The following is an 11793-nucleotide window of genomic DNA, read 5'->3' as shown; positions in this document are numbered from 1 at the left end:
CGCACGCCCACCGACTCAGAGGTCGAACGCGGCGCGGACGCCCTCGTTCACGACCACGCCGGCGCGCACGTTCAGGCCCTTGGCGAGGGCGGGATCGGCGGATGCCGCGGCCTCCCAGCCCTGATCCGCGATGCGGGTGATGTAGGGCAGGGTGGCGTTCGACAGCGCGCGGGTCGAGGTGTGCGGCACCGCGCCGGGCATGTTCGCGACGCAGTAGTACAGCGCCTCGTGCACGCGGAACGTGGGCGCGTCGTGGGTGGTCGGGCGGGAGCCCTCGAAGCAGCCGCCCTGGTCGATCGCGATGTCGACGAGCACCGAGCCCGGCTTCATCGCGGCCACCATGTCGTCGGTGACGAGCTTGGGAGCCGCGGCGCCGGGGATGAGCACCGAGCCGATCACGAGGTCGGCGTCGGCGAGCTGCTCGGCGATCTCGAGACGGGTGGACGCGCGGGTCTCGATCGCGCCGCCGAAGCGCTCCTCGAGCTGGCGGAGCTTGGGCAGCGAGATGTCGACCACCGTGACGCGGGCACCGAGTCCGAGGGCGTTGGCCGCGGCGTGCTCGCCCGCGACGCCGCCGCCGATCACGACGACCTTCGCCCGTGGGGTGCCGGGGACGCCGCCGGGGAGCAGCCCGCGCCCGCCCGAGGCGCGCAGCAGGTGATGGGCGCCCTCGATGATCGACAGCCGACCGGCGACCTCGCTCATCGGCGCCAGGAGCGGCAGCGCGCGGTCGGCGGTCTGCACCGTCTCGTAGGCCACAGCCGTGGTGCCGGCGGCCATGAGGGCGTCGGTCAGCGGCCGGTCGGCCGCGAGGTGCAGGTATGTGAAGAGCGTGAGGTCGCGGCGCAGGAATCCGTACTCGGATGCAATGGGCTCCTTCACCTTCACCAGCAGTTCGGCGCGTGCCCAGGTCTCTTCGGGGGTGTCGACGATCTCGGCCCCGGCCGCGCGGTACTGCTCGTCGGAGAAGCCGCTACCCTCACCCGCGCCCGCCTGCACGAAGACCTCGTGACCACGATGGACGAGCGAATCGACCCCCGCGGGCGTCATGGCGACGCGGTTCTCGTTGTTCTTGATCTCGGTCGGCACGGACACGCGCATGGGTTCCTCCTCGAGCGGATGAGCGTTGCCGAGAGGATCGCAGAAAAGAGTGTTTCCGTGGTGTTTCCGCGCAGATTCTTCGATTCTTGCGGCTTACCTGGCGATATCATCGGCTGAACGACCCCCACCGGGCTCGACGACGCGAAGGATCTACGGTGGCCGACGACGACCTGCACCCCCTCGACGCGCGCATCATCGAGCTGCTGTCGGCCGACGCGCGGATGACGAACACCGCCCTCGCCGACGAGCTCGGGGTCGCGGCATCCACCGCCCATGCCCGCCTGCGAGGCCTCGTCGACCGCGGGCTCATCACCGGGTTCCACGCCGCCGTCGACCAGAGTCGCCTCGGCCGCGGACTGCAGGCGATCGTCGGGGTGACCCTGCGCCCGGGGCAGCGGCAGGAGAGCATCCGCGCGTTCGCGCACGAGATCCGCCGCCACCCCGACGTGATCCAGCTGTTCTTCCTCGGGGGCGCCGACGACTTCCTCGTGCACATCGCCGTCGACGATTCGTCTGCCGTGCGCCGCTTCGTCGTCGACCACCTCTCCGCTCGGCACAGCGTCGCCTCGACGCGCACGAGCATCATCTTCGAGTACCACCGCAACGCCCTCGCGGCGGACTTCGACTGAGCGCACCCTCGCGTGGGGGGTCAGGAATCGTCGCTTCGAGGCACTTCAGGCGACAACGTCTGACCCCTCACTCGGACGGCGAGCCTACGAACGACTCCACGACGCTCCTCGCCGTGACGGGCTCACGCCCGAGGAGGTCCGGGAGCGTCGGGGCGGTTCCGGCGAAGAAGCCACCGGACGCCGCGCGGAAGAACTCCAGAGTGAAGTGGACCGCACCCTCGGGTTGGCCGGCTGCGATCGCCCTGCGCGCCCACTCGTCCTCGTCGACCACCTCGAAGCCCACGTCGCGGTGGGCCGCCTCTCCCGCCCAGCGCGCGAGGTCGGCGAAACGGGGTGCGTCGGCCGCCGTGAGCGTCACGGGCCCCTGAGGCAGTTCGTCGCTCAGGAGGAGAACCGCAGCAGCCTCGGCTGCGTCTTCGCGGGAGGTCCATGACACCGGCCCGTCGGCGGGGACCGCCACGACGCCCGACTCGCGCCACGGTCCGAGCATCCACTCGAGCGCGTGGGCGTAGAACCCGTTGCGCAGCGCCGTCCACCGCAGGCCCGAGTCGGCGAGCAGCGCCTCGGTCGCCGCGTGGTCGCGCGCGGGACCGAAGGGGGAGGCCGAGTGGGCACCCTGGTGACTCGTGTACAGCACGTGACCGACCTCGGCGATCCGCGCGGCGTCGACGGCCGCGGCATGCAGGGCGACGGCGTCGGCGCCCCGATCGTTCGACGAGACGAGGAGCAACCGATCGGCACCCTCGAACGACGACGGGAGACTCGTCGGGTCCGCGTAGTCGCCGCGACGAACCGCGACTCCGCGCTCGGCGAATCGCCCGGCGCGAGAGGGATCGCGGACGACGAGAGTGAGGTTCGCGGGGCCGACGGTCTGCAGCAGGTGGTCGACCGTCCGGCCGTTCAGGGCGCCCGTTGCGCCGGTCATGGTGATCATCGTCATGCTCCTTCTGTTATCGATGGAAACAGTGAGAAGCTAACAGCGATTACCGCTGATAACAACTCTTTGTTATCGTCGAACCATGACTCCTGCGGCGCCCCGAGACGACGTGCGTGAGCGGATCGTGGGAGCCGCGGCGGAGATCCTCCGCACCGAAGGGTCGGCGGGCGTCACGACGCGGGCGGTAGCCGAACGCGCGGGCGTTCAGGCTCCGACGATCTACCGCCTGTTCGGCGACAAGGACGGCCTGCTCGACGCGGTCGCCGAGCACGCGATGGCCCTCTTCAGCGCGTCGAAGACCTCCGCCCTGACGTCTGCCCCCGCCTCGAAGGATCCGGTGGGCGAACTCCGCGAAGCGTGGGGCGAGACGGTGCGGTTCGGCCTGGACAACGGGGACCTCTACGTCATCCTCAGCGACCCGCGCCGCGGCCGGGATTCCCCCGCCCTCGCGAACGGCGTCCGCGCGCTCGCGGAGCGAGTGCGCCGCGTGGCCGCGGCGGGGCGCCTGCGCGTCGCCGAGGCTCGCGCCGTCGCACTGATCCACGCCGCCGGTACGGGCGCCATTCTGTCGCTCCTCGAACAGCCGATCGGCGAGCGCGACCCCGAGCTCGCGACCGCTCTGCTCGACGCCGTCCTCGATCGCATTCTCATCGAAGAGGAAGAGTCCACGGCAGACGAGATGCCCGCCGCGCATCGCGCCGCCGCCATCACCCTGCGCGCGGTCACCGACGACCTGACCGCCCTCTCAGCTCCCGAGCGCGCCCTGCTCGCCGAATGGCTCGACCGAGTCATCGACAGTCACTGACGCGACGTCGGGAACGGGCGGCGCGAGCGGATCTCAGCGCACCGCGGCCGCGATCGCGGCGATGTCGGCGGGCGTCGACCGGCAGCAACCGCCGACCAGACGCGCGCCGGCGGCGACCCACGCGGGCGCCTCGTCGGCGAGCGGGGCGGCGCCGCCATGCCAGGTGCGGGTCGCGGCATCCCAGGTCTCGCCCGTATTCGGGTAGACCACCAGCGGCAGGCCCGGGGCGTCTTCGAGCGCGGGCAACACCGAGCCGGGGGCGCAGCAGTTGACGCCCACGGCGACGACACCGGAAGCGGATGCCGCTTCGCGCAGTGCCGCGGCGAGCGCCCCGCGCCCCGCGAAACCGGTGCTGTCGGCCGAGAGGCTGACGAAAGCGGGCATGTCGAGCGCGGCGAGCTCGAGCGCGAGGGCCTCCACCTCGAGCGGCGAGGGGATCGTCTCGATCGCGAGGACGTCGGCTCCGGCATCCGCGAGCACGTGCAGGCGTCGGCGGTGAGCCTCGCGCAGCTCGGCGAGCGAGAGCCCGTACGCGCCGGTGTACTCGCTGCCGTCGGCGCGGAGCGCTCCGACCGGACCGACGGATGCCGCGACCACCGCCGCGCCGGCCTCGCGCGCCACGGCCACCGAACGGCGCAGCAGCGCCTCGACCTCGGCATCCGGAATCCGTCCGGCGAAACCGATCTGGTATGACGCGGTGATCACGACCTCGGCGCCCGCGGCGACGAACTCGGCGTGGGCGGCGCGCACCTCGTCGGGGTCGTCACGCAGCACTCGCGCCGACCAGAGGTCGCTCGTGACGTCGTTGCCGCGCGCCTCGAGCAGCGTACCCAGGCCGCCGTCGAGGATGACGGGGCGCTCGGTCAGAGCGGTGGCGAGGTCGATCACGCCTCGTGCGTCTCGCCGGCGGCGAGGACGCGCAGGGCACTCGCGAGCAGGGCCTGGTCCTGTCGGCTGACATCGCGCAGGGCTTCGGCCTCGAGGCGGACGAGCTCGGTCATCGCGGCATCCACCCGCTCGATACCCTCGGCGGTGATCGCGACGAGGATCGCACGGCCGTCGGAGGGGTTGGGGCGTCGGTTCACGAGGCCGCGCTCGGCGAGCTTGTCGAGACGGTTGGTCATGGCGGCGCTGCCGATCATGGTCGCCGTGATCAGGCGCGTGGCGCTGAGCTCGGTGCCCGCGCGCCGGAGCACCGCGAGCACGTCGAACTCCCACACGGCGATGTCGGCACTCGCGAAGGCTTTCGCGCGGAGCTTCGACAGGTGGAAGGCCGCGCGACGCAGGCGCGACATCACGTCGAGGGGTGTCAGGTCGACCTCGGGCAGCAGTTGCGACCAGGCGTCGATGAGGAGGTCGACCTCGTCGTCTTTACTGCTCGCGGTAGGCATTCTTCGACGGTACCGGAGCCGCGGGGTGTCGCGGCGCGCGACGGGCGGTGCGGACGCGGCGAACGAGCGTCGAGTGGTCGGTGGGTCCGAACGGTTCGAGGCATGTCCGTGCGCGCCGGGTGGGGCGCCGGATGCCGGCATCCCCCGCCCCGCCCGCTTCAGCGCACGCGCGGGGGCGCCGTCGTCCCGCGCGCGACGAGGCGGGTCGGCAGTTCTATGTGCGTCTCGGGCAGAGTGTCACCGGCGAGGAGCGTCAGCACCATCCGCACGGCCTCGGCGCCGAGACGCTTCATCGGTTGGCGGACAGTGGTCAGGGCCGGTTGGGCGCGAGCGGCCTCGGGGACGTCGTCGAAACCGACCACCGACAGGTCGTCGGGGACGGTCAGTCCGCGCGCGCCGGCGACCTCGATGATGGACAACGCGGACAGGTCGTTCGCCGCGAACACCGCCGTAGGCGGATCGTCGAGCGAGAGCATGGCCTCGGCGGCCTCGCGGGCGACGTCCTGGGCGTAGCGGCCGACGCCGACGAGAGCGGGGTCGAAGGCGATGCCGGCGGCCGAGAGCCCGGCCCGATACCCCGACGCGCGGGCCACCGCCGACCGCAGATCCGGGCGTCCCGCGATGAAACCGATGCGGCGGTGTCCGAGCTGGGCGAGGTAGTGCACGGCCTGCTGCGCACCGGTGTAGCTGTCGGACTCGACGGTCGGCACATCACCTCGGCCCGTGTGCGGGTCGATCGCGACGATCGGCACCTCGCCCGAGACGTTGACGACCGTGGGGGTGACGATGATCGCCGCATCGATGAGCGTTCCGCTCAGGCGGCTGAGCGAGCGACGCTCCCACCCTTCGCCGTCGCGACGGGCACCGGTGTACGCGAGCAGGTCGTATCCGGTGTCGGACAGGGCTCCCCCGACGCCCTTGAGGATCTCCGCCGAGAACGGCTCGATGTCGGCCACGAGTACGCCGATCACGCCGGTGCGACGCGAGCGCATGCTGCTCGCGACGAGGCTGGATTCGTAGCCGAGGGTCTTCACCGCGTCGAGCACGCGGCTCACCGTCTCGGGCGAGACGCCGTAGCGGCCGTTCACCGCTTTCGACACCGTGGCCACCGAGACCCCGGCCGCCGCGGCGACGTCGTGAATGGTCGGGCGCCTCGTCATGGCATTCGACCCTAGCGTGGAAATCATTTTCGAAAACGTTTGACGACCCCTCCGCCCGCGGGCGACACTGCTGACACCTCGGGGGCAGCAGACCCCGAGAAGCGCATGAACGGCGGAGCAGCCGAACACCGACGCGTCCCACGGCGCACCTCGACGAAGAGAAACGGGAATCACATGAACACGCGCAAGATCCTCGCCGGAGCGGCCCTCGCCGTGGCCGGCACCCTCGCTCTCGGCGGGTGCGCCGCAGGCGGCGGCAGCGGCCAGAACGCCGACGGCAGCGTCACCCTGACGCTCTGGCACAACTCCACCACCGGCGACGGCAAGAAGTACTGGGAAGACACCGCCGCCGCCTTCGAAGCGGCGAACCCGGGCGTCACCATCGAGATCCAGGCCGTGCAGAACGAAGAGATGGACGGCAAGCTCCAGACCGCCCTCAACTCGGGCGACGCCCCCGACCTGTTCATGGCCCGCGGCGGCGGCAAGCTCGCCGACATCGTCACCGCCGGCCAGGCCATGGACCTGACCGACAAGATCTCGGCCGACGCCAAGACCGCGCTGGGCTCCTCGCTGTCGGCGTTCGAGATCGACGGCAAGAACTACGGCATGCCCGTCGCCGTGCTCCCCTCCGGCATCTTCACCTCTCAAGACCTGCTCACCGCCGCCGGCGTCACCGCGGCGCCGAAGACCATCGACGAGCTCGAGGCGGCCAACGCCAAGATCAGGGCGACCGGTGTCGCCCCGATCGCCGTCGGCGCGAAGGACGCCTGGCCCGCCGCCCACTGGTACTACAACTTCGCGCTGCGCGCCTGCTCGAAGGACGTGCTCGACTCGGCCGCCGCGAGCCGCAGCTTCGACGACCCGTGCTGGCTGAAGGCCGGCGAAGACCTGCAGTCGTTCCTCGCCACCCAGCCCTTCAACGACGGCTTCCTCACCACCGCCGCCCAGCAGGGCGCCGGTTCGTCGGCGGGTCTGCTGGCCAACCACCAGGCCGCCATGGAGCTCATGGGCGCGTGGGACCCGGGCGTGATCGCCTCACTGACCCCCGACGAGCAGCCCCTGGCCGACCTTGGCTGGTTCCCCTTCCCCGAGGTCTCGGGCGGCGACGGCGAGCCGGGCGCCATGATGGGCGGCGTCGACGGCTACTCGTGCTGGGTCAACGCTCCCGCGCAGTGCACCGACTTCTTGAACTTCCTCGTGAACAAGGAGAACCAGGAGGCCTACGCGAAGGCGTTCCAGACCCTCCCCGCCTCGAGCGAGGCCGAGGGAGCGGTGACGACGCCCGCGCTGAAGTCGGTGCTCGAGGCCTACTCGAAGGCGCCCTACGTCTCGGTGTGGCTCGACACCCTCTACGGCCAGAACGTCGGCAACGCGCTGAACGTCGCCGTCGTCGACATGTTCGCCGGCAAGGGTTCGCCGCAGGGCATCGTCGACGCCGTCAACGCCGCCGCCTCCCGCTGAGGACACCGCTCATGACGACGCAGCTCGCCGCCTCGGCGACCGACGCCGGGTCTCGCCGCCCGGCCGGGGAGGGTGCGCAGCGCACCCCCTCGGCCGGGCGGCCGCCCGCGCGGCGACGGCTCGAGAACTGGCGCATCCGTGGCGAACTCGCGATCCTCCTGGGGCCCGCCCTGGTGGTCTTCGTGTCGTTCGTCATCCTCCCCGTCGCCCTGGCCGCGTACTACGGCTTCTACAAGTGGTCGGGCTTCGGCACTCCGGTCGACTTCGTCGGCATCCGCAACTACGTCACGATCCTCACCGACCCCGCGTTCCACGAGGCCCTCGGCCACAACGCGTTCATCGTGGTCGGCTCTCTCGTCCTGCAGGGGCCCCTCGCCCTCGGACTCGCGCTGCTGCTGAACCGCAAGATGCGGGCGCAGTCGCTCATCCGCGTGCTGATCTTCGTGCCCTACGTCATCTCCGAGGTCGTCGTCGGTCTCGGCTGGGGCCTCATGCTGCAGTCGGGCGGGGCGCTGAACGGGGCTCTTGAGAAGATCGGGCTCGGCGCCCTGCGCGCCGACTGGATCTCCGACCCGGCGCTCGCCATCTGGACGCTGCTGATCATCATCACGTGGAAGTACATCGGCTTCGCGGTGATCCTCTTCCTCGCCGGCCTCCAGGGCATTCCCGAAGAGCTCAGCGAGGCCGCGGCCATCGACGGTGCCTCGTACTGGCAGATCCAGCGCCACATCGTCCTGCCGCTGATGGGTCCGACCATCCGCATCTGGGCGTTCCTGTCGATCATCGGCTCGCTGCAACTGTTCGACCTCGTCTGGATCATCTGGGGCCAGTACGTCGCCTCGACCGCCGGCACCTCGACCATGGCCACCTACATGGTCGCCAACGGCCGCAACGCGGGCAGCTTCGGCTACGGCAGCGCCGTGGCCGTGGTCATGTTCCTCATCTCGCTCGCCGTCGCCCTCATCTACCAGCGCTTCGTGCTGCGGCGCGACACCGCCGGCGCCCTCACCGGAGGCATCAAATGACCGCCACCGCCACCCTCGTGGCCCCCAAGGCCCCGCGCTCGTCGCTGCGCTCCCCCGCCGGGGCGAAGCGCTCCACCTCGGTGCTCGTCGGCTTCGTCGCCCTGCTGCTGATCGGCATGATGCTGGCCCCCGTGGTCTACATCATCCTCGGCGGCTTCCGCTCGAACGCCGAGATCACCGTCGACCCGGCGGGCTTCCCGACCACCTGGAACTGGCAGAACTACGCCGACGTGCTCGGCAGCCCCATCTTCTGGGGCCAGGTCGGCAACTCCGCCATCGCGGCGATCGCCACGACGGTCTTCGTCGTCGCGCTGGGTCTGATGGCGGCCTACGCCCTGGCGCGCTACCGTTTCCGCGGTCGCGGCGCGGTGTTCGCGCTGTTCACCGCGGGCCTGATGTTCCCGATGACCGTGGCCATCACGCCGCTGTACATCCTCGTTCGCAACCTCGGCCTGATGAACTCGCTCGCGGGCGTCATCGTTCCGCAGATCGCGTTCGCCCTGCCGCTGACGATCATCATCCTGTCGCCGTTCCTCGCGGCGATCCCGAGCGAGCTGCAGGAGGCCGCCTCGATCGACGGGCTCGGCCGGCTCGGCTTCTTCTGGCGCATGGTGCTGCCCCTCGCCGTTCCCGCGGTCGTGACCGTCGGCATCCTGGCCTTCGTCAACAGCTGGAACTCGTACATGCTGCCGCTGTTCATCCTCAACAACGAGGCCGCCTTCACGCTGCCTCTCGGCACACAGGCCTTCGCCTCGCAGTACTCCGTCGACACCGCGCGGGTACTGGCATTCACTTCGCTGTCGATGATCCCCGCTCTGCTGTTCTTCAGTGTCTTCGAGCGTCGGATCGTCGGCGGCCTCACCGGCGCCGTGAAGGGCTGACCCCACCATGACCATCCAGAACACCGACGTCGGTGCTGCCCGGGTATCCGGAACGTCCCCCCGCGTGCGAGCGCTCGTGGCCGAGATGACCCTCGACGAGAAGCTCGCGCAGCTCGTCGGGTACTGGGTCGACCAGGGCGACGAGGTCGTCGCTCCGCTCTCGGGCGAGAAGGTCACCACCACGGCCTACGCCGATGCCACCGTGCACGGGCTCGGCCACCTGACCCGTGTGTACGGCACGCGACCGGTCGACCCGGTCGCGCGCGCCCAGTGGCTGTGGGGCGAACAGCGTCGCCTGCAGACCGAGACGCGCCTCGGCATCCCCGCGCTCGTGCACGAAGAATGCCTCACCGGATTCGCGGCGTGGAAGGCCGCGACCTTCCCCACGCCCCTGGCCTGGGGCGCATCCTTCGATCCGGATGCCGTCGGGCTCATGGCATCCGCGATCGGTCGCTCGATGCGCGAGGTCGGTGTGCATCAGGGGCTCGCTCCGGTGCTCGACGTCGTGCGCGATGCCCGGTGGGGGCGCGTCGACGAGTGCATCGCCGAGGATCCGTACGTCGTGGGCACGATCGGCACGGCGTACGTCCGCGGGCTCCAGGAGGCGGGCGTGCACGCGACACTGAAGCACTTCGTCGGTTACTCGGCCTCGCGCGCCGGGCGCAATCACGCCCCCGTGTCGGCCGGGCAGCGCGAACTGCAGGACGTCTTCCTCCCCCCGTTCGAGATGGCCGTGCGCGACGGCGGCGTGCGCAGCGTCATGAACTCCTACACCGAGATCGACGGGGTGCCCGTCGCATCGAGCCCCGAGCTGCTGACCGACCTCCTCCGCCGCCGGTGGGGTTTCGACGGCACGGTCGTCTCCGATTACTTCGCCGTGGAGTTCCTGCGCTCGATGCACGGGATCGCCGCCGACCGCGGCGAGGCCGCACAGCTCGCCCTCGAGGCCGGGATCGACGTCGAGCTTCCGGGGCCCGACGCCTACCCGTATCTGGCCGAGCGGGTGGCATCCGGCGCCCTTCCCGAGTCCGTGGTCGACCGGGCGGTCGCGCGCGTGCTCGCCGAGAAGGAAGATCTCGGGCTGCTGGATGCCGACTTCTCCGAGGCCCCGGCCACGGTGGACCTCGACGACGCCGAGCATCGCGCACTGGCCCGCCGCCTGGCCGAGGAGTCGGTCGTCCTCCTGCGCAACGAGGGCGTCCTGCCCCTCACCGCCCCGGGCCGGATCGCCCTGATCGGCCCGAACGCCGACAGCGCCGAGGCGCTCATGGGCTGCTACTCGTTCGCGAACCACGTGCTCGCGCACCACCCGAGCTTCCCGCTCGGCTTCGCGCTGCCCACCATCAGGGAGGCGCTCGCCGAGCGCTTCGGCGACGTCGCCTATGCCGAGGGATGCGCGGTTGAGGGCACCGACCTCTCGGGCCTGGATGCCGCGGCCGCCCTCGCCCGCGACGCCGAGGTCGCGATCGTCGTCGTCGGCGACCGCGCCGGGCTGTTCGGCCGCGGCACCGTGGGCGAAGGCAACGACGCCGACTCCCTCGACCTGCCCGGCGTGCAGCGTCAGCTCGTCGAGGCGATCGTCGCGACCGGGACCCCCGTCGTGCTGGTGCTGTTGACCGGCCGCCCGTACGCACTCGACTGGGCGCTCGACACCGCGGGCGGCCCCGCGGCGGTGCTGCAGGCGTTCTTCCCCGGCGAAGAGGGGGCGCCCGCGCTCGCCGCTCTGCTGGCGGGGGATGCCACCCCCTCGGGGCGCCTGCCCGTCTCGCTCCCCCGGTCCGCCGGGGCACAGCCGTACTCGTACCTGCACCCCCTGCTCGGTGGTCCCTCGGGGGTCACGAGCACCGACCCGACGCCCGTGCGGCCGTTCGGGTTCGGGTTGTCGTATACCTCGTTCGAGCGGGGGGAGCTGCGGGTGGACGGGGTCGCGGCGGCCCCCTCTCGCGGCGACGCCGGTGTGTCGGCATCCGGAGACGCTGCCGAGGTTCGGGCCGGTGATGCATTCACCGTCTCGGCTCGCGTGACGAACACCGGAGCCCGGCGCGGGGCGGACGTCGTTCAGGTGTACGCGCACCGCGCGGTGGCCAGCGTCACGCGACCGCTCGCGCAGCTCGTGGCGTACGCGCGGGTCGAGCTCGATCCCGGCGAGAGCGCCGAAGCGCGCTTCACCGTGCCCGCGTCGCGTTTGGCGTACAGCGATCGTGCGCTGCGACGCGTCGTCGAGGCGGGCGAGGTGGAGCTGCGGCTGGGACCGTCGTGCGCGGCGGTCGACGAGGCGATTGCTCTGCGGATCACCGGGCCGACGTACGAGCTGGGCGTCGACGACGCGCGGATCGTCGAGGTGGAGGTGCGGAGGGAGTGAGGCACCGGCGCGGCGCGAAACGGAGCACAACGTTTCGCGCC

At 71.2% G+C, this 11793-nt stretch carries 11 protein-coding genes; 6 read left to right on the top strand and 5 right to left on the bottom strand.

Translation table 11 applies throughout. The features are described from left to right. Positions 1–15 precede the first annotated feature (15 nt). Positions 16–1101 carry an alanine dehydrogenase gene (gene ald / locus QBE02_RS13245; protein ID WP_279366150.1) on the bottom strand — a complete coding sequence of 362 codons (1086 nt, stop codon included), beginning with the start codon at positions 1099–1101 and terminating at the stop codon, positions 16–18. 155 nt (positions 1102–1256) lie between these two features. On the opposite strand from ald, the gene QBE02_RS13240 reads away from it, so the two are divergent. Then, positions 1257–1730 (top strand): Lrp/AsnC family transcriptional regulator, encoded by a 474-nt coding sequence (locus tag QBE02_RS13240; RefSeq protein ID WP_279366149.1) that lies wholly within the window; start codon positions 1257–1259, stop codon positions 1728–1730. Between the two features lie 67 nt (positions 1731–1797). Here QBE02_RS13240 and QBE02_RS13235 read toward each other — a convergent pair whose 3' ends face one another. After that, positions 1798–2664 (bottom strand): NAD(P)H-binding protein, encoded by an 867-nt coding sequence (locus QBE02_RS13235; RefSeq protein ID WP_279366148.1) that lies wholly within the window; start codon positions 2662–2664, stop codon positions 1798–1800. Positions 2665–2749: 85 nt separating this feature from the next. On the opposite strand from QBE02_RS13235, the gene QBE02_RS13230 reads away from it, so the two are divergent. Then, positions 2750–3472 carry a TetR/AcrR family transcriptional regulator gene (locus tag QBE02_RS13230; RefSeq protein WP_279366147.1) on the top strand — a complete coding sequence of 241 codons (723 nt, stop codon included), beginning with the start codon at positions 2750–2752 and terminating at the stop codon, positions 3470–3472. A 33-nt stretch (positions 3473–3505) separates the two neighbouring features. Here QBE02_RS13230 and mmuM read toward each other — a convergent pair whose 3' ends face one another. The 3 genes from mmuM to QBE02_RS13215 all read right to left on the bottom strand — a co-directional run bounded on the left by mmuM (position 3506) and on the right by QBE02_RS13215 (position 6023). Continuing rightward, positions 3506–4360: a homocysteine S-methyltransferase gene (gene mmuM / locus QBE02_RS13225; protein WP_279366146.1), complete on the bottom strand. Its 855-nt coding sequence runs from the start codon at positions 4358–4360 to the stop codon at positions 3506–3508. Then, on the bottom strand, positions 4357–4863 hold the full coding sequence (locus QBE02_RS13220; protein WP_268104769.1) for a MarR family winged helix-turn-helix transcriptional regulator: 507 nt from the start codon (positions 4861–4863) through the stop codon (positions 4357–4359). The genes mmuM and QBE02_RS13220 overlap by 4 nt, the downstream gene beginning before the upstream one ends. Before the next feature lie 158 nt (positions 4864–5021). Beyond that, on the bottom strand, positions 5022–6023 hold the full coding sequence (locus QBE02_RS13215; protein WP_279366145.1) for a LacI family DNA-binding transcriptional regulator: 1002 nt from the start codon (positions 6021–6023) through the stop codon (positions 5022–5024). Between the two features lie 174 nt (positions 6024–6197). On the opposite strand from QBE02_RS13215, the gene QBE02_RS13210 reads away from it, so the two are divergent. The 4 genes from QBE02_RS13210 to QBE02_RS13195 are packed head-to-tail and all read left to right on the top strand — an operon-like array spanning position 6198 to position 11752. Then, complete coding sequence (locus tag QBE02_RS13210) at positions 6198–7484, top strand: extracellular solute-binding protein (protein WP_056224099.1); 1287 nt, start codon at positions 6198–6200, stop codon at positions 7482–7484. An 11-nt stretch (positions 7485–7495) separates the two neighbouring features. Next, entirely contained in the window at positions 7496–8509 is a 1014-nt protein-coding gene (locus QBE02_RS13205; RefSeq protein ID WP_279366144.1) for a carbohydrate ABC transporter permease, read from the top strand. After that, positions 8506–9390, top strand: coding sequence for a carbohydrate ABC transporter permease (locus tag QBE02_RS13200; RefSeq protein ID WP_056224103.1), 885 nt, complete (start codon positions 8506–8508; stop codon positions 9388–9390). Before QBE02_RS13205 ends, QBE02_RS13200 begins: the two co-directional genes overlap by 4 nt. A 7-nt stretch (positions 9391–9397) precedes the next feature. Then, a complete protein-coding gene (locus tag QBE02_RS13195; protein ID WP_279366143.1) occupies positions 9398–11752 on the top strand; it encodes a glycoside hydrolase family 3 N-terminal domain-containing protein in 2355 nt (784 codons plus the stop codon). Positions 11753–11793 lie beyond the last annotated feature (41 nt).

The sequence above is a fragment of the Microbacterium testaceum genome, from assembly GCF_029761935.1.
Lineage (GTDB): Bacteria > Actinomycetota > Actinomycetes > Actinomycetales > Microbacteriaceae > Microbacterium > Microbacterium testaceum_A.
Note: the sequence above shows the minus strand (reverse complement) of the source record. Positions and strands in the feature narration are given on the sequence as shown.